We start from the raw sequence: 19,221 nt of genomic DNA, 5'->3' as shown, positions 1-19,221 counted from the left end.
ACATGTCATTATTAGAATTTTTCCGCCCACAGAAGAAAACTTCTGCGAATCTAGCTAAAGAGCGTTTGCAAATCATTGTTGCTGAGCGCCGCAGCCAAAATGATCCTGCGCCTTCTTACTTGCCTCAATTGAAAGAAGACATCCTGAAAGTGATCAGTAAGTACGTGGCAATTGATCCAAATATGGTTGACTTAACATTTGAGCACAAAGACGACGATATCTCAGTTCTTGAGCTCAATGTGAAGCTACCAGACGACGAGAAGTAAACCACTTTTCCTCACGAGATTGAATGCTCAGATTAGAATGAAAAAGGTTGGCACCGAGGCCAACCTTTTAATCTTTCATTACTTTAATGCTTTGTTCATCTTGTCGCCGAGCAGGTCCAAGCGCCAGCCCTGCATCAAGTCAGGCAACACTTCTGGATCGCGATCTTTTTTCCACACCCAACTGATCAGCTGATTAATCTGCTTTTTAGAAGCAAGGAACTCCGTCGCTAAGCCAGACTTCTGCGACGCCGATTTCACTATGTCTTTCATATTTTTGAAGACTTGTTTGTAACCTGGATAATCCATTAAGCGTTCAATTTTCGCTGGATACTCTTCAGAAGGTGTTTGCTTCGCTTGTTTAACAATCGCGGCAATCTTCGCGCCATGGCGGTTAATCGCTCGGATATCAATATCTTCCGCTTCCATCTTCTTAAAGTTCGTTAAGCCAAGACGAGCGACTGTTAACAGGTCACCTTCTTTGAAGATAAAGTTCAGCGCTAAATCTCGTTTGATTGCTTCACGGTAACGCCACGTCGCTAGAGGCTTTAAAATAGCCAGTTCAGAAGGTTTTAACTGCCAAGCACCTTTAATATCAAGGTAGGCATTCTCTTCATTAGTGACGCGAATGCGTTTTGAAACCAACAAATCACTTTCTTGTTGTACGGCTTCCCACCAACCTGCTTGCGTCACCTTATCGAAAAGCTTTTCGTATAACGGTAGCAAGTAATGCACGTCTGCAGCAGCATAATCTAATTGCTTTTGCGTCAACGGTCGAGCCATCCAGTCAGTACGTGATTCACTTTTGTCGAGCTCTACGCCTAAATATTCTTCCACCAGCGATGCGAAGCCTGTTGATAGACCGTGGCCAAGAAAGGCCGCCATCAACTGTGTATCTACCATAGGGAATGGAGTGCAACCAAATGCGTTTTGGAAAACTTCTAAATCTTCACCGCAGGCGTGCAGCACTTTTAGCACAGAAGTATCTTTTAATAGCGCTACGAACGGCGTCATATCCGTTAATTCGGTCGGATCAATCAGCGAGAGGCGATTACCATCGAAAAGCTGAATCAGACCTAACTGCGGGTAGAAAGTGCGAATACGGACGAATTCGGTATCCAGCATCACTACATCTGCCTCTCGGGCGTGAATGCAAACTTCTTCTAGATCTTTGTTTTTGTTAATAATTTGATAATTCACATACTTCTCGCTATAAAAAATGCCAGCAAAACGCTGGCATTCTATCATTTTTTAAATCTTTCGACTCGACGAAATCGGCTTATGCGCTTTTCTTCGCGAGTTCAGCGTCGTTCTCTTCACGCAGAACACGACGCAAGATCTTACCGACATTGGTTTTAGGGAGGTCTTCACGGAACTCAACCAACTTAGGTACTTTGTAGCCAGTTAAGTGCTGACGACAATGCGTAATAACTTCATCTTTGGTCAAGCTCGGGTCGCGCTTCACGACGTAGATCTTCACTAATTCACCAGAGACTTCGTGCGGTTGACCAATAGCAGCCACTTCAAGGACTTTGCCGTGTAGCGCTACAACGTCTTCGATTTCGTTCGGGTAAACATTAAAGCCTGATACCAAGATCATGTCTTTCTTACGGTCAACGATGTGCAGGAAGCCTTCGTCATCGAACTTAACAATGTCGCCGGTTGATAGCCAGCCGTCTTCGTTGATCGTATCTTTCGTTGCTTCAGGTCGTTGCCAGTAGCCTTGCATAACCTGAGGACCACGAACTTGAAGTTCACCAGTTTCAGTGTTCGCAAGAGCATTGCCTTCTTCATCCACAATGCGAACTTCTGTTGATGGCACAGGCAGACCAATCGATCCATTGTATTCAACAAGGTCATGCGGGTATGCAGCAACCAATGGAGAACACTCGGTTAGGCCGTAGCCTTCTAGTAGGTAACAACCCGTGGTCTTCTGCCATCTTTCTGCTACTGAGCGCTGCACTGCCATGCCGCCGCCAACGGCTAAACGTAGGTTACTGAAATCCAACTCGTGGAAGTCTTCGTTGTTGATCAAAGCATTAAATAAGGTGTTCACGCCCGTGATCGCAGTAAACGGATGCTTTTGTAGCTCTTTCACGAACCCTGGAATATCTCTAGGATTGGTAATAAGTAGGTTACGGCCACCCATTTCGACAAACAGCAGACTGTTTACGGTAAGAGCAAATACGTGATACAGCGGTAACGCTGTAACGACTAATTCGCGCCCCGGAGATAAAACCGGCCCGTACGCTCCTTTTGCCTGTAGAACGTTCGCAATCATATTACGGTGAGTCAGAATCGCACCTTTCGCGACGCCTGTCGTACCGCCCGTGTATTGCAGGAATGCAATGTCATCCCCAGACATAAACGGTTTAACGTATTGTAGACGACGACCTTTACGCAATGCCTGACGCATTGAGATTGCACCAGGTAAATCGTACTTAGGCACCATGCCCTTAACGTACTTCACGACAAAATCGACAATCGTACCTTTCGCTCGTGGCAGCATTTGACCAAGACTGGTTAACACCACGTGTTTAACTGGTGTTTTATCGACGATTTGTTCTAGCGTGTTCGCAAAGTTAGATACAATCACAATCGTCGTCGCACCTGAGTCATTCAATTGGTGTTCAAGTTCACGAGGAGTGTAAAGTGGGTTAACGTTTACGGCGATACAACCTGCACGCAAAATACCAAACAACGCCACTGGGTATTGCAGTAAGTTTGGCATCATCAGAGCAACGCGGTCACCCTTTTGCAGTTTTAACTCGTTTTGCAGATACGCTGCGAATGCGCGACTACGCTCTTCCAATTTACGGAAGGTCATAACCGAGCCCATGTTCATGAATGCTGGTTGGTCTGCATATTTTTGTACAGACTGCTCAAACATTTCTACCAAAGACTCATATTGCTCTGGATTAATGGTTTCAGGTACGTCACTTGGATAACGTGAAAGCCATGGTTTATCCACGATGTTACTCCTCGTTTATAACTGGCTAAAAAATAGCGTCCTTTTTATTTTGAAAGCTATTACAGCACAGCGAACGTGCTTGAGCACGCAACTCTCAAACACTTGTTTAAATTTTGTTAACTACACCAAGAATTCGCGTTGCGACCTCGAGTATTTGCTCTAAATGACAGTGATGACCACCCTTGACAGAAACCACTTGCGGCGGGTTCTCTCCCCAATCAGCTTGGTTAGATGGTAAATTCTGAAATCCTTGATCGCCTAATACGATCAAATGAGGACAACGTATTTGGCTGGTAATCGAGTTAGCATGCGCTTGCGCCATTCGGTAAAGCGACGCACATTTTAACTTGGCGTCATGCCGCCAATACCATTTATCTCCTCGCGGCTCCGTTCCTCGCTCGACTATCGGCAGAAGCTGCTCAGCGGTTAATTGGTTGGCTTGCACGCGTAATTTTAACGCCAGATCGAAGGAGGCAATGGCTCGCTCTGGCTTGTTTTGCTGTCTTATTCGACTTAAAACGCCATCACGAAGACGAGGCAAACTGTTAGTAGGATCTTCAGTAAGAGGCCCTGCTCCCTCAATTTGCACAAGAGCTTCGACCTGCTCTGGAAACGCAGCACTATAGCAACTTGCGATTAAAGCACCAAGTGAATGCCCTACTAATATCAGTCTGTTTGGCGATAATTCATCCAACAACTGATATAAATCGGCAATATAGTCGTGAAAGGGGTAATAGTTATCGTGAGATTTATGACTCGATAAACCGTGACCAAAATGATCGATGGCGAGGAGGTGTAAGTGAGGATTAAGTTGGTTCAACTGCTCCATGAGCGCTTTAAAGCTGCCCGCATTATCTAACCACCCATGAAGAAAAACGACTGACAAGTCAGCCGTTTTCTCGTTCCCTATCTCAAGGGCTGCCATTTTGCCGGCAGGAAGCTCGAATTGACGCTCATGCATCGCAGATTATTTGACCTGTTTTATCACTTTACCGTCTTGTGGGAAATCATTACGCCACATGCGACAGTTAATCGAGTAACATGGGTAAAAGTAGGTTGGCGAGTCATACATGCGTACACGTTCTTCAATTTTCCACAAACGGTAGCCTTGCCCCTTAATGATCGGGAATACGTATTCGTGCTCACCAATCTTTCCTTCTTCTTCTCCGGCGCCTTTACCTACAACCGTCAACAAACGACCTTCACTAAAGGCAACAGGCTCTAAATAACCATCAAAATAGGCAATAAATCGTCCCGTTGGCTCTTCATCAATATCCGGTTTACCAGATTTACTGATTGGTAGGTTTACGATCTCTAGACGGGTTTTATCTTTGAAGTTATCCACTTTAGCGATGATTCCTCCAAGACGAACATCTTCACTCACTTGCCCCTGAGACTCAGCGAAAGCTTTATAGTCTGTAACGACTTGTTCTGTGCTTGCATTTAGCTCCTCTGGCAAAGAGCTACACGCAGACAAACCAACCGTAGCAAATAATGCGAGAAAAAACCGTCCAAAAACCTTCATAAACCACCTTTCAATATTAGTAACCCCAAGCTGGGGAGATCTCACACGTAAATATCGACACCAAGTAATTGAGCCAGTTCCTCTTTTTTAGTTCGATTCATGACATCCATGTACTGCTCCATTGCTTTACGTGCGCTCCCTTCAGGAAGGTCATATTGCACTTGAGCTCGATGAATTTGGGACTCATCCACGTGTTTTATGGAGTGCGCCACAGCGTTAGCAACCTTTGAAGGCTGACCTACAGCTGCTTTGTTTGTGATTTATCTACCTGCTTCTTTTTGCTGACTTTATTAGTGCGGTTTGCACCGGGAATCAAAGAAGGAGGCAAGCCATTAATCGACGCCATAGCACTCCATAAAAATACAGGGCAAACGCCCTGCTTTTTGTCAGGTTAATGAAAAACGGACTATTCGCGACCAGGAAGTTTTTTCCATGTCACATTATCGCGTAGATAAACTGGGCTAGAATCTTCTACCGGCACAGTATTACCCTTTTTAAATTCTTGTTCAGCAAGAATCACGATGTCTTGTGAATCAGGGTACAGAACCTCGCCATGCGTCAAATTAAATGGTAGGTCTGCTAATACTTCTTGGTATGCATCCCAACCAGTACCTGCTGTCGTCCACATTTTGTCGTCTGCCTGTGCTTCTTCAGTTAGACGTGCTGGTGGAATAACACACTCTTCATCAATACCAACCCATTCACCATTGTCTTGACGAGAATAGCGCGCCCAATAAACTTCACTCATACGTGCATCAATGGCAACAGCGACATTGGTCACACCATGTAAACGATGGCTACCTTGAGCCATCGCAGCCAGCGTTGAAACGCCGATCATAGGCAAGTCAGCGCCGAACGCCAAACCTTGTGCGATACCAATACCGATACGAACGCCAGTAAAGCTACCTGGACCACGTCCAAACGCTAACGCATCTAGCTCTTGTAGAGTCAGGCCAGCTTCTTTTAGTACTTCATCAACCATTGGCAGTACTTTTTTGGTGTGATCGCGTGGTGCAACCGCGCTACGTGAAATCACTTGATCATTAGCCAACAACGCAACTGAACAGTTTTCAGTCGCTGTATCGATAGCAAGAATTTTTGCGCTCATTTAACTCTCTACAACTCTCATTTATTGGGTTATGCCTCAGCACTTGCGTCTGTGACAGATTGTTCTGTTTTCAGGAATGCTTTGATTCCATCTAAATCTCGCGTTCTTGGGATAGGTGGTAGGCTTCCGAGGAAAATACCACCGTAGTCTCGCGTGACAAGGCGATTATCACAAATGATCAACGCACCGTGATCCTTCTGATCTCGAATTAATCGCCCTACTCCCTGCTTTAACGTAATCACTGCATCCGGGATTTGTACTTCAGCAAATGGTTCACCGCCACGTAATCGACAATCCTCGATACGGGCTTTGAGTAACGGATCGTCAGGGGCGGTAAACGGTAATTTGTCGATAATAACACAGCTCAGCGCATCACCTCTAACATCAATCCCTTCCCAGAAAGCGCCTGTCGCCACGAGTAAAGCGTTACCCAGTTCCATAAACTCCGCCAAGGTTTTCTGCTTACTCATCTCCCCTTGCATTAACACAGGCAGCTCAAGTACTTCTCGGAACTTCTCACCTAGTTCACGCATCATGCTGTGCGAGGTACATAAAAAGAAGCAGCGACCATCATTTTCTTCAATCACCGGAGCAAGCATTCGGACTAACTTATCCGCTAAGCCGTTACTGTTTGGCTCTGGCAGATACCTTGGCACACAAAGGCGCGCTTGTTTTTGATAATCAAAGGGGGACGGCAGAGAAAATTGCTTTGTAGGCTTGAGGCCAAGGCGCTCAGTAAAGTGCTTGAAGTCGCCCGATACGGCTAGAGTTGCTGACGTGAAAATCCACGCGCCTTGTTTAATCTCTATTTGCTCATGGAACTTGTCCGCGACAGAAAGAGGCGTAATGTGCAGAGCGAAATGACGAGGCGAGGTATCGTACCAGTATGAGTAACCAGTAATATCGACATCACATACCCGGTCGATGCGGCCTTTGATCAAATTGGCTCGTTCAAAGGCGGTATCCAGTAATTGACTGCGCCCTAAGGCTATTTTGAGAACATCAATCGCCAATTCGAGGCTATCAGTTAAGCGCAATAATTCTCGCTTAATAGAGCCTGATTGCAACGCCTCACGCCAGTTGCCACGAAAGCCTGGCTCACCCAGTACAATCCGCATGTCCATTGCGCTTTGCATGAGTTTGTCGCCCACTTTTTGCAATTGACGCATATCTTTGGCTTCGGTGCGGTAGGCTATTTCAATGTCTTTGGCAAGATCGTGAATTTGGCGGCTTGAAACTGACTGGCCGAAATATTCGCTCGCAATATCTGGCAACTGATGAGCTTCATCAAAAATAAACACATCGGCTTCTGGGATCAGTTCACCAAATCCTGTTTCTTTGATCGCTAAGTCAGCAAGAAATAAGTGATGGTTCACCACAACAATGTCGGAGTCCATGGCTCGCTTACGCGCTTTCAATACAAAGCAATCGGTGTAGCTCGGACACTCTTTACCTAAACAGTTATCATTGGTTGAAGTGATGGTCGGAATGATCATGCTGTCTTCTGGCAGATCATCACAATCACCAAGGTCACCTGTTTTGGTTTCTGATGACCAAGCACGCACTTTAACCAATTGAGTTAATAGCGTCGGGTCAGATTCATTAGTATGGCTTTCGACCAATTGGCGGCTCAAGCGATCCAAACACAGATAGTTAGAACGCCCTTTTAATAATGCAACTTGGCCATAAAAACCAAGCGCATTGACCATGAGTGGTAAGTCACGATGGTACAACTGCTCTTGCAAGTTTTTCGAGCCTGTACTGATGATCACTTTTTTACCACTCAACAGTGCAGGGACTAGGTATGCGAAGGTCTTACCGGTTCCAGTTCCTGCCTCTACCACTAACTGGGTTTGATCTTTGATCGCACTGCTGACGGCTTCCGCCATATCGATTTGTGGCTGACGGGCTTGAAAGCCCGGAATCGCCTTACCTAATGCGCCATCAGAGGAAAAAGTTTTTGCGATCATGCTTGGTATTGAGTTTGAAAAATTATCGAGAGTATATCAGAGGAATAGGAGTGACATCAGCCCACAATCTGACCAGCTTGCGGCGACGCACGGATATTTTGTTGAAACCAACGTAAGAATAGATTATTTATGGTGAAACATGGCAGTACAGTTACACCCGCCTGGGAATAATAACAAATTCGTACGCTAAAATATTAATGCATGGAAGTACCTGATTTATGGAAAAGAAAACACTGTTGACCCACTGTTCTGACGCCCCGGGTCTCATCTCGAAAATCACTAACATCTGTTACAAGCACCAACTCAACATCGTTCACAATAACGAATTTGTTGATAATACCAGTGGCCACTTTTTCATGAGAACGGAGCTGGAGGGATACTTCAACGATCAAACGTTTCTTGCCGACTTGGACCAAGCCCTCCCGCAAGGTGCTAAGCGTAAATTGGTTGGCTCTCGCCGTAAGCGCATCGTCATTCTCGTCACAAAAGAAGCGCATTGTTTAGGCGATATTCTGATGAAAACCTACGATGGAAGCCTAGATGTTGAGATCGCCGCTGTGGTGGGGAATTACGACAAACTTCAAACTCTCACCGAGCGCTTCGACATTCCTTACCACCACGTGACCCATGAAAACCTTAGCCGTGAAGAACACGAGCAGAAGATGCTAGAAGTGATCGACCAATACGATGCTGATTTTTTGGTGTTAGCTAAATACATGCGCGTATTGACGCCTACATTTGTTGAGAAATACCACCACAAAATCATTAATATTCATCACAGCTTCTTACCTGCTTTTATTGGCGCGAAGCCATATCAACAAGCTTACGATCGCGGTGTGAAAATCATCGGTGCAACGGCACACTTCGTGACCAATGATTTAGATGAAGGGCCGATCATCAAGCAAGACGTCATTCCTGTCGACCATACATTCAATGCCCAAGATATGGCGCAAGCAGGACGCGATGTGGAGAAGAACGTATTGAGTAAGGCTTTGAATAAAGTGATCAATGACCACGTTTTTGTTTACGGCAATAAGACGGTTATCCTTTAAGTTCATCGCATTTGAAAAAAGAAAGGGTTGCTCATTTGGCAACCCTTTCTTCTTAATAGTTGTTCAGAGCTCACTTATTCAGCCTGCTCAGACTCCACAATACGCTTAAGTGAATGCGGGTGCAGCTTGATACAAATGCCTTGGTACTTAAACGCCACGGTTGGGTTGTTCAAGCGTTCGCCTTCCCCTTTCGGGCTCGACAATTTGATCTTTACACCCAGCTCTTTTAACTCATCAAAACGCGCGCCAAACGCTGGGTAAGTGTGTTTCAAATCAGCAAGAAACTCATCTGCGGTTTCGGCATGAGACGGAATCACAAACTCCACATGTTCCCAGCTTTCATTTGGGTAGATTTTGCCTTCCGCAGGGTATGGCAGCTCCAGACACTCAATCTTCCAGCCACGGCTTTCCAACGCTTTGTCGAATTCGATAACGATGATTGGGCGACCGTTTATTTTCGCTTGTGAAATCACCTTACCGTATTGATTCCATGCTTCATGCGCGGCTTTCGCTGTTTCAGTATCATTAATACGCAGCGCAATATGGTCAGCTTGAGCAAAGCTCAGATCCAGTTTTAACAGGGTTGCAAGCTCTTCAATCTTCGCCATAAATGCGTCCAGATCTTGGATCATCAATTCAGGCGTTAGGCGCTTTTCAACTAGTTGAGTCGTCATTATGGCTCTCTTATGGGGCGATTTATCTCATTACTTTGAGCGCAATAGTAAACGCAAACTAAGCCACATTTCCATTCAATCGAAAAAGTAAAAATTTCGCCTATTCATCTCTGTATGAAAAGCAATAAAGTTGTTATGATTAGCCCCATTTTTGTGAACTCTAACAGAGCTCGGCGTACATTCTGCCGAGTTCTTTGTCCTTGAATTGAAGGAAACGCGTGTGAATATCCAAGCACTTATTAATGACAAAGTATCTCAGGCTCTAGAAGCCGCTGGCGCACCTGCAGGTAGTCCTGCAGCCGTTCGCCAATCAGCAAAGCCACAATTTGGTGATTACCAAGCAAACGGCGTAATGGGCGTTGCTAAAAAACTGGGTACTAACCCACGAGAATTTGCACAGAAAGTACTGGATGTTCTAGACCTAGATGGTATTGCGAGCAAAACAGAAATCGCTGGCCCTGGTTTCATCAACATTTTCCTAAGCGAAGAGTTCCTTGCGAAACAAGCCGACGCGGCGCTAGCAGACGAACGTCTTGGCGTAGCTAAAGAAGAAGCGCAAACCATCGTTGCCGACTACTCTGCACCAAACGTAGCAAAAGAAATGCACGTAGGTCACCTGCGTTCAACCATCATCGGTGATGCAGTGGTACGTACGCTTGAGTTCTTAGGTCACAAAGTGATCCGCGCGAACCACATCGGTGATTGGGGTACTCAGTTCGGTATGCTTATCGCAAACCTTGAGCGCGTACAACAAGAGTCTGGCGAAGTTTCTATGGAACTTGCGGACCTTGAAGGCTTCTACCGCGAATCGAAAAAGCTGTACGATGAAGATGAAGAGTTCGCAGTAAAGGCGCGAAACTACGTGGTAAGACTGCAAAGCGGTGACGAGTACTGTGCAGAAATGTGGAAAAAACTCGTTGATGTAACCATGATCCAAAACCAGCGCAACTACGACCGTCTAAACGTGTCACTGACTCGTGACGACGTAATGGGCGAAAGCATGTACAACGACATGCTTCCTAAGATCGTTGCAGACCTAAAAGAACAAGGTCTTGCCGTTGAAGATGATGGCGCGCAAGTTGTATTCCTAGATGAATACAAGAACAAAGATGGCGAACCAATGGGCGTTATCGTTCAAAAACGCGATGGCGGTTTCCTATACACAACAACAGATATCGCATGTGCAAAATATCGTTATGAAGAGCTAAGCGCAGACCGTGTGCTTTACTTCATCGACTCACGTCAACACCAGCACCTAATGCAAGCTTGGACGATTGTTCGTAAAGCGGGCTATGTGCCTGAGTCTGTATCTCTTGAGCACCACGCGTTCGGCATGATGCTGGGTAAAGACGGAAAGCCATTCAAGACTCGTGCGGGTGGTACCGTTCGTTTGGCAGATCTTCTGGATGAAGCAGAAGTTCGCGCAGCACAGCTGATCGAATCTAAAAACCCTGAACTAGATGCGGAAGAAAAAGAGAAGATCTCTAAAACAGTTGCAATGGCAGCGGTTAAATACTCTGACTTATCTAAACACCGTACGACTGACTACGTGTTCGATTGGGACAACATGTTAGCGTTTGAAGGTAACACAGCACCATACATGCAATATGCATACACTCGCGTAGCTTCTATTTTCGCTAAAGCTGGTGTTGCTATGGATGCTCTCCAAGGTGACATCAAAATCACTGATGAGAAAGAGAAAGCACTTATTGCTAAACTTATGCAGTTCGAAGAAGCGGTTCAATCTGTTGCTCGCGAAGGCCAACCACACATCATGTGTAGCTACCTATTCGAACTAGCAGGTCAGTTCTCTAGCTTCTACGAAGCGTGCCCTATCCTAGTTGCTGAAGACGAAGCAGTGAAACAAAGCCGTCTGAAACTAGCTGCGCTAACAGCGAAGACCATCAAGCAAGGTCTGTCTCTACTGGGTATCGATACTCTAGAGCGTATGTAATCCGCTTTTACGTAGTTAGCTTAAGTAGCACAAGCTAAATGATGACAAAGGTTGACGTGAAAGCGCCAACCTTTTGTTTTATCTGTCGTATACTAATTCAAACTAAAAATTAATCGGACAGCAATAATGAGTTTTGAACTTCATCCTCAATTGGCAAAAGACACTTCGGTGATTGGTCACTTCCCACTTTGCGTCGCGCTTCTTCATAAAGATAATGCTGTGCCATGGGTTATCTTGGTGCCTAAACGCGAGAATTTGAAAGAGCTACACCACTTGCCAATGCAAGAGCAACAACAGTTTTTGCTCGAATCTCAAGCGGTAAGCCAAGCACTCGAAGCGACATTCCGCCCAGACAAGTTAAACCTTGGCGCCCTAGGTAACATGGTGCCACAGCTGCACATTCACCATATTGCGCGCTTTAAAGACGATATGGCATGGCCGGGACCAGTTTGGGGTAACACCACAGGTAAGTTTCGTACTGACGAAGAACAAGAAGAGATTCTTAACCGAATTCGTAATGTGTTGTCGTTAAGCTCTATCTTCCGCAAAGCGTAACCGTTATATAACTTTTAATTCAGGTAGAAAGTAAAAAGCCGCATCATTGCTGATGCGGCTTTGTTGTTTGTGCGCGATGGTTCATTGTTCCTACTACATGGTTACGGTAAGTGACAAACCATCGTGCTTTGTGACTGCATAGCGTATTCGCGTTATATGATGAGCTTTATTTGTATCTACCAAGCGAGAAATGCGACCTTTGTTAATCCATACACTTAACATGGCGTCTGCACCGTCTTCACTCATTCCGAACTGTTTTGCTAGCTCAGATTGGGAAACCGTTCCTTTTTCGGCAATATATTGATAAAGCTCTTTTAAAATCATACGACTTGCGCCTCAAACTCGCCTTGATGTTTCTTGCCTACGCGCTTGAAAACGCGGTACGTGCCAAAGAAAATCGCAATAATTATGGCAATCCAAACGCCGCTGGTGATAGGGCTATCAGCGAAATGCATAAGCTGATGATAGAAAGTCGCACTCAAGTACGCGAGCCCCATTGTCCATACCGCTATAAAGCGCGCAAAGTTATTGCCGAATTCTCGAACATAGGCCCCCATCGCAGCCACACAAGGAGTGTAAAGTAAGATAAAAATTAGGTACGCAAAAGCAGCATGACCAGAAACAAATTTCTCTTTTATGTTACCAAAGATCGATTCATCAATTTCTTGCTCCTCTGCGACTGCATGAGAATCCGCTAAATTACCGACGTCAATTCCCAGCGGATCAGAATAGCTCAGCCCTGCTAGGTTTTCAGGAATGCTCATCACCGCTTCTTCTAGGCTACCCATAAGATCAAATTCTGCATCCTCTCCATCGGTTGGCGTAGTATATAAGCTGTTCAATGTGCCCACGACTGCCTCTTTCGCGAAGATACCAGTAATAATACCAACCGTTGCTGGCCAGTTATCCTCTTGAATACCAATTGGTGCAAACACTGGCGTCACAACCTGAGCGGCTTTTGATAGAACCGATTTATCACTGTCTTCATTACCGAATGTACCGTCAGTTCCTAGCGAGTTGAGGAAGCTCAAGATAGCAACAACCACAACGATGGTTTTACCTGCACCCAGTACGAAACGCTTAAGTTTTTGCCAAGTTTTGATCACGACGTTCTGCAATGTCGGAAGCTCATAGTCAGGCATTTCCATCACCAAGCTATCACTGCTGCCAGGATACAGCGTGTGCTTGAGGAACAAACCGGTAAACACCGCGGCGACAATACCAAGTAGGTAAAGTGCAAACACAATGTTTTGACCAGAGCCTGGGAAGAAAGCGGCAGCAAATAAAGCGTACACAGGTAAGCGAGCACCACATGACATAAACGGTGCCATCGACGCAGCCAACTTGCGCTCACGCTCTTGGTCTAGCGTGCGCGTTGCCATGATTGACGGAACGTTACAGCCAAAACCAAGAACCAAAGGGACAAACGCTTTACCCGGCAAGCCGATTTTCTGCATCACTTTATCAAGCACAAACGCAGCGCGTGCCATGTAACCCGAGCTCTCAAGCACAGCAAGGAATAAGTACAAACACGCAATGACCGGGATAAAGGTCGCAACTGTTTGAATACCGCCGCCTAAACCATCAGCAATCACCGTAACTAGCCATACGGGGAGGTGACCATCTAATAAGTGGTGTCCACCATCAACCAGCAATGCGCCTACACCAATGTCAAAAAAGTCGATAAATGCACTACCGATGTTAATCGAGAACATAAACATCAAGTACATAACCACAAAGAAGAATGGGATCCCAATCCACTTGTTCAAAATAAATTGGTCGAGTTTTTCAGTCACGCTACGGCTTAGCTTGCCTTCGCTTCGGCGAACTTTTTTACACTGTTCATGCAGGTATGTGTACTTGGTATCCGCGACATGTAAATCGATATCCAAATCTAAAGTCGCAATGACTTCCAATACTTTGCTTCTATCAATATCGGAAAGGCTATTGAGAACCATCGTGTCTTTTTCAAGCGCACGAATCGCTAATGCACGATGGGCGACGGTTTGATCGTTAAAAAGTGCGGAAACAGTTTGAATCGCCGACTCCATCTTTTCACCGTAATGCAAAGATAACTCTTTAAGCGCGACCCCTTGAACGATGGACTTATGAAGTTTTTCTTTAAACTCTGCAACTTGAGTTTTATTGGTTGCAGATAAACTTACTACAGGACAACCTAACGTTTTCTCAAGCTCTGAAACGTTAATCATTTGACGTTCACGTTTTAGTGCATCCATTTTGTTGAGAACAACAATCATAGGACGGCCAAGTTCGCGAAGTTGTAACGTCATATATAAGCTGCGCTCTAAACTCGTGGCATCAACCACGTTGATAATGAGATCGGCAGGATGAGTTAGAACCGCACGCGATGCAATGGATTCGTCAATACTATTGCTATCATTACCACTGTCTAACGAGTAAATACCAGGAAGGTCAGTGAGCAAAAACTCGTCACCCGCATGTTTGAATTGTCCCGTTTTCTTTTCAACGGTGACGCCTGCCCAGTTACCAACTTGCTGTTTTGCGCCAGTCAAACCATTAAATAGCGTCGTTTTACCACTATTAGGATTACCTACGGTAAGCACTTGATATTGCATTACACTCGCTCCACTTCAATTTTCTGAGCAATGGTTTCTCGCAATGCGACAGACACACCACGGACTTCGACTTGTAAAGGATCGCCCATTGGAGCACGTCGAATCACTTTGACTTCTGTATTGGGAAGCAGCCCCATTACCATGAGTTTCTTTCTGATATCTGATGAAAGACCATCTAACAACCGAATCGTCACCGTATCGCCAGGATTAATCTCTGATAACTTCATAGTGGCCCTTAAGAGTATTGCTAATGAGAAATATTATTATTTAATAAGTTTAGGCTGCCAATATTACTCTCCTATAACCATTCAATCCTTGTGTGAAATCAAAGATTTCATAAATGTTTTCATGCTTTCAAACGTCAACTCCGTAAATTTCCTCTCGTTATTTACGTCAAAATTAACAATTAAAAATCACGACCAATGAAATAAAAATGTCACAAACAAATGGCAAAGATAAAAACTTGCATACAAAACAACAGGTTAGATTGCATTTAAAACTTGTCGTTTTTCTCATATCAACATGGCGTTATTTTTATAAGAAAAATAAGTAACCTCTCGTATAGTTACTCCATCGAGAGGGCAACCTCTCAAATGAATTCCAGAGGTGGCATGGCAACATGTCACTCCGGCAGCAAGCGAAGGTGTCATTGACACCCGTGGTATAGTCCCCCCGGCTATACCACGATATTTTTTTTCATCTCTCTAAACTCTTTATCTTATCCACCTTTTTAGCACAGTTCTGTTTTCACGAATTTCACATGCCCCCACTACTCAAATGAACCAACACACTCTAGATACAAAAATACAACCATTCATCTATTTGTCGCCGTAGGTAAATCCGTCCTCTTAAGCCATGTATGGTTATAGCTAAGAACAGCGCTACTAACAGATAGAGCGTGACCGTGCTTACGTATTGAGAATGGATTTGTAGGCTAGATGTGATGAAGAAGCAATGAGAATCACTGCATTGGTAGCTCTAGAATAGTAGAGCGCTATGAGCAGCTCCCCAGTCTTTTGAATATTCACTAGGGAGTGTGTAATGAGGGTTTTTAGTTGGTTTCTTGGCTTTCTTGGCTTTCTTGAGTCAAAGCAAACTTGGAAGGAGGCAAACCAAAATGCAATTTAAACTTTTGGCTAAAGTAAGAAGGATCATTAAAGCCGCAGTTAAACGCTACTTCGCTGATTTTCTCGCCCGCTAATAACTGCTCACACGCCGTTTCTAAACGAACTTCGGTTACATAATCTTTTAACGTTCTTGACGAGGCTGATTTAAAGCGCCTCTGTAAAGAGCGTTCTGACATGAACAGCATTTTAGCCGCTAAAGCAGTACCAAACTCAGGGTCATGGTAATGCTCAGCCACCAGCTGATAGACTTTTTGCAACCATTCTTTCTCTGGGGTCACTTTATCTTCGACGATAGGTTCAGACTCAAATTCTTGCAAAGATTCATCCACATAACTCATTTCCTTCGCAGTTGGCCATGTAATTTCGATTTTATTTTGAGCGTCGGAAGTAAACACCGCCAAGTATCCTCCACTCGTTGTCACTAACTGGGCAAGATGATCAATACTCAATTCAGAGTGGTTCATATTAGATGGACGCCCGGTCGTGACTTTATTAGGCAGTTGCGTCCCATAATCAAGAAAACTCAATGAAACAATATCATTGCCCTCTTCTAGCATGATTCTCACCGTTTGGCCTCGGAAAGAACGCTTGATGATATTGGCAAAAATGCTGTTGAAGATAACATCAAGGTTAAAGCTTTCCAGAGCAATTCGACTTGTTTTTCTCTCATCTTCAAGCTCCACCATAATCCCAGCCTTCGCAAAATCATCTTGCCATACATCAACCACCGATTGAGTTATCTGACTCAAATTGTAATTGTGACTACCGCCGCTAGCTTCGCCAGGAACACTTTTTAACTCATTTAATTGCCATGTCGTTTTCGCCAGATGATCTTCCGTAGCTGCATCCAAAGGTATGGGTAATTTTGACGCTATAAAATCCACACTGGACTTAATAGATTGCGCCACGTGATCAACCAACAGGTTTCTGACTTGAATCTGTTTACGTAGCTGTTGGTTACTCGTCAACAACACTCGGCTTTGATGCCTCAACTGGTTAGTTTTGAGTGTCACTTGCGCAGCTAAATCACGGTTAGCCTGTACAACATAGCGAGAACGCCAGTACATAAGTAGTGCAACCATGGCAATACTCGCGACCACAAAACCTAAAATTGCGAGTTGCGATAAATACCAAGGATTAAGCACAATAAAATACGACTCGAGCCCAACCAATCCAGCAGCGACTTGAGACTCATTACTTACCTGTAGGTGGTATTCACCGGAATTGAGATGCTCTAGAGTCAGTTGGCCTCCCTCTAGCGCTTGCCAAGGATCATCGCTATTCAATCGATAATACAAATTTTGGCTGTCTGGTTTTGGCATCACGCCAAATAAGAAACTTAGAGAAGAGCCATACGGTAATTTTATTCCATTCAAATCGGCGCTACCAACTTGTAGAACCTCGTTTTCAAGCACAACTTGGCTCACGATAAACTTCGACTCTGGAGGGTTGGACACAAGCAGCTTGGATGCTTCAGCTTTTACCAACCCGTATTTCGACCCTAGGACGAGCTCTCGCTCACCATCTTCTGTGTACTGTATAACACTGCAAATTCCTGGTAGAAACTCGTTGTTCATTAAGCCAGACGCTGATGAATAATGTTTCACTAATTCACCCGAAAGGTGGTAATAGCTTAGTCCGACAGAAGAGGCTAACCACACGCCTTGCCTGTCTCTGATCAAGCAAGCAGGTCGCGCGTTGGGCACACTCATTTCAATAACACGTTTCTCGTCACTTCCTTTAATCGTTTTAAAAACGCCGTAAGATGACGCAAACCACTGACTGCCATCAACCGCCGTGACCATGTCTAATGATTCACCAAACTTTTCGGAATAGCGGATGAACTGGATGTTTTCATTGCTGTATTGATAAACCCCATGATCGGTCCCTATCAATAGAGAATCTTCAGTGTCGTATAAACGCGTAACCTTAGCTGGTAAGTACTGACTTACTAGCCACTCACTTCCAAAGTTTCTTACGCTTTGCTTGGTTATATCAACATTGTAAAGATGGTATCCACTTGATACCCAGAGACGATCATTACCATCTACAGTCACGTGCTCCACTGCGTGTCCAGCCATAACCTGTAAATAAGGAAATGTCACTTTGTTAAGACCATTCAGCTCGAATATTTCGAGCCCTTTAGAGGTCGCAAGCCAAAGCATCCCACCTTGAAATGCAAATTCATTGATCTGCGAATCAAGCTCCAAGACTTTGATGTTGCCACTCTCACCTGTCCGGTAAAGCTTTCGGTCATCCGCGAACCAAAGCGCATCATCAGGTCCTGTGGAAGTTTGTCGAATTCGCCCTGATAAGGTTTGCGAGTCGTAACTACTGAAGGTTACTCGTTCAAACTTTTTACTAAACAAGGAGTAATAGCGAATGCCTTGGTTAGTCGCGATCCACATCCCTCCCATGTTGTCACTCAGTAGCGAATAGATCTTTGTATTATCCAGCTCCAGTTCAAGAAAGCTTGCAGGCTCGACTTCTGTCACTTCACCTGACAAGAATGAGTATAAATACAGACCATGCTCAGTCCCCACCCAGTACTCTTGATTTGTCTCAGCGAAAGTCAACACATGAGAGCCGCCAATCTTAATCACCTCTTTATCAGGTTGATAAATATTGAAAATTAATGCCCCACGCAACGTTCCTACCAGAATTTCTCTGCGCGTGTGTGAGTAGTAGATCTTTTCAATGTAGTTCTGACCTGAAGCGACTACATGGTCAAACTTATCTCCTTCTGAAAGATAAAAGCCAGAAGTTGTAGCAAGTGCCCACTTCTCTTCGAGCAGAACTGCATCGTTAATATAAACATAGCTATTGTTGCTATGTTGATAGAGCTGCAACAAAGAAAAGGACTTTAACTCGTTAGTATCGATGTTGTAAGTATAGAAATGTGCGCCATCACTAACCCAAATATAATCTTCAGAAGAACCGATTTTTCTTATTTGCGACCCGGGGTTTAAGCTAAAGACTAAACGTCTTTCTTGATTTGGATAAGTTTGATACACCTCATTCTCAACAAAGGTCCAGAACGAGCCTTCATGATAAGCCAGTTGCTTGGCAGACATTTGTAAAAAACTGCCTGATTTAGGTAGGATATTTTGGCCATCATAAAACAACACCCGCCCATGCACGTCGTGAATCCACAAGCCCCCTTGCTCACCCAAGAACAATTTTTTAGCCGCAATAAAAGTACCCTTAACCTGAGTCGGCAAAGGGTAAAAGATGGCATTCGCATTATGAAGAGCAAATGCTTGGAAAGATAGGAAAAAGCCCAACAAGACAAGGGCTAATTGGCGTAGCAAGACGAAAACCTTTTATATCAATTTATGCTCGGCGCTCACCGTCCATATCTTCTACAACATGGACTTATACGGTTATTTTGAGCTGCTAATTATTGATAATGATATCTCAATTAC

At 44.6% G+C, this 19,221-nt stretch carries 15 protein-coding genes and 1 pseudogene; 4 read left to right on the top strand and 12 right to left on the bottom strand.

Annotation, left to right across the window (positions count from 1 at the left end; genetic code table 11):
- The first annotated feature begins 2 nt into the window (after positions 1-2).
- Entirely contained in the window at positions 3-266 is a 264-nt protein-coding gene (gene minE, locus B7360_RS10175; protein ID WP_005396037.1) for a cell division topological specificity factor MinE, read from the top strand.
- A gap of 78 nt (positions 267-344) precedes the next feature.
- On the opposite strand, the gene rnd is transcribed toward minE, so the two are convergent.
- The 7 genes and pseudogenes from rnd to B7360_RS10140 all read right to left on the bottom strand — a co-directional run bounded on the left by rnd (position 345) and on the right by B7360_RS10140 (position 7,837).
- Positions 345-1,463 (bottom strand): ribonuclease D, encoded by a 1,119-nt coding sequence (rnd, locus tag B7360_RS10170; RefSeq protein ID WP_031780515.1) that lies wholly within the window; start codon positions 1,461-1,463, stop codon positions 345-347.
- Between the two features lie 79 nt (positions 1,464-1,542).
- Positions 1,543-3,234, bottom strand: coding sequence for a long-chain-fatty-acid--CoA ligase FadD (gene fadD, locus B7360_RS10165; RefSeq protein ID WP_085343429.1), 1,692 nt, complete (start codon positions 3,232-3,234; stop codon positions 1,543-1,545).
- A 106-nt stretch (positions 3,235-3,340) separates the two neighbouring features.
- Positions 3,341-4,195 carry an alpha/beta fold hydrolase gene (locus B7360_RS10160; protein ID WP_005396045.1) on the bottom strand — a complete coding sequence of 285 codons (855 nt, stop codon included), beginning with the start codon at positions 4,193-4,195 and terminating at the stop codon, positions 3,341-3,343.
- A 6-nt stretch (positions 4,196-4,201) separates the two neighbouring features.
- Entirely contained in the window at positions 4,202-4,759 is a 558-nt protein-coding gene (locus B7360_RS10155) for a Slp family lipoprotein (RefSeq protein WP_005396046.1), read from the bottom strand.
- Between the two features lie 41 nt (positions 4,760-4,800).
- A pseudogene (locus tag B7360_RS10150) lies at positions 4,801-5,105 on the bottom strand (chromosome partitioning protein ParA).
- A 60-nt stretch (positions 5,106-5,165) separates the two neighbouring features.
- Positions 5,166-5,867, bottom strand: a complete 702-nt coding sequence (gene tsaB, locus B7360_RS10145; RefSeq protein WP_005396049.1) for a tRNA (adenosine(37)-N6)-threonylcarbamoyltransferase complex dimerization subunit type 1 TsaB — start codon at positions 5,865-5,867, stop codon at positions 5,166-5,168.
- A gap of 29 nt (positions 5,868-5,896) precedes the next feature.
- Positions 5,897-7,837, bottom strand: a complete 1,941-nt coding sequence (locus tag B7360_RS10140; RefSeq protein ID WP_005396051.1) for an ATP-dependent DNA helicase — start codon at positions 7,835-7,837, stop codon at positions 5,897-5,899.
- Positions 7,838-8,055: 218 nt separating this feature from the next.
- Between B7360_RS10140 and purU the strand changes: the two genes are divergently transcribed.
- Entirely contained in the window at positions 8,056-8,889 is an 834-nt protein-coding gene (gene purU / locus B7360_RS10135; protein ID WP_005382206.1) for a formyltetrahydrofolate deformylase, read from the top strand.
- Positions 8,890-8,963: 74 nt separating this feature from the next.
- Here the strand turns inward: purU and B7360_RS10130 are convergent, their stop codons facing one another.
- Positions 8,964-9,563 carry a VOC family protein gene (locus B7360_RS10130; RefSeq protein WP_005396053.1) on the bottom strand — a complete coding sequence of 200 codons (600 nt, stop codon included), beginning with the start codon at positions 9,561-9,563 and terminating at the stop codon, positions 8,964-8,966.
- Between the two features lie 220 nt (positions 9,564-9,783).
- Here B7360_RS10130 and argS point away from each other — a divergent pair, with 220 nt between their 5' ends.
- Together argS and B7360_RS10120 are read left to right on the top strand one after the other, a co-directional pair.
- Positions 9,784-11,517: an arginine--tRNA ligase gene (gene argS / locus B7360_RS10125; protein ID WP_046874243.1), complete on the top strand. Its 1,734-nt coding sequence runs from the start codon at positions 9,784-9,786 to the stop codon at positions 11,515-11,517.
- Positions 11,518-11,643: 126 nt separating this feature from the next.
- Positions 11,644-12,072: an HIT domain-containing protein gene (locus tag B7360_RS10120; RefSeq protein WP_005396057.1), complete on the top strand. Its 429-nt coding sequence runs from the start codon at positions 11,644-11,646 to the stop codon at positions 12,070-12,072.
- 93 nt (positions 12,073-12,165) lie between these two features.
- On the opposite strand, the gene B7360_RS10115 is transcribed toward B7360_RS10120, so the two are convergent.
- From B7360_RS10115 to B7360_RS10100, 4 genes are all read right to left on the bottom strand, one after another.
- The gene (locus tag B7360_RS10115) at positions 12,166-12,396 is read right to left on the bottom strand and encodes a FeoC-like transcriptional regulator (RefSeq protein WP_005396058.1); all 231 of its coding nucleotides are present in this window, start codon (positions 12,394-12,396) and stop codon (positions 12,166-12,168) included.
- The gene (feoB, locus tag B7360_RS10110) at positions 12,393-14,669 is read right to left on the bottom strand and encodes a Fe(2+) transporter permease subunit FeoB (RefSeq protein ID WP_005396059.1); all 2,277 of its coding nucleotides are present in this window, start codon (positions 14,667-14,669) and stop codon (positions 12,393-12,395) included. Before feoB ends, B7360_RS10115 begins: the two co-directional genes overlap by 4 nt.
- Positions 14,669-14,896: a FeoA family protein gene (locus tag B7360_RS10105; protein WP_005382190.1), complete on the bottom strand. Its 228-nt coding sequence runs from the start codon at positions 14,894-14,896 to the stop codon at positions 14,669-14,671. Before B7360_RS10105 ends, feoB begins: the two co-directional genes overlap by 1 nt.
- Positions 14,897-15,720: 824 nt before the next feature.
- Positions 15,721-19,107 (bottom strand): AraC family transcriptional regulator, encoded by a 3,387-nt coding sequence (locus B7360_RS10100; protein ID WP_085343428.1) that lies wholly within the window; start codon positions 19,105-19,107, stop codon positions 15,721-15,723.
- Positions 19,108-19,221 lie beyond the last annotated feature (114 nt).

Origin of the sequence: Vibrio sp. ArtGut-C1, from assembly GCF_002105475.1 — a bacterium.
Lineage (GTDB): Bacteria > Pseudomonadota > Gammaproteobacteria > Enterobacterales > Vibrionaceae > Vibrio > Vibrio diabolicus.
The sequence above is the reverse complement of the archived record's forward strand: the minus strand, read 5'-3'. Positions and strand labels throughout refer to the sequence as shown.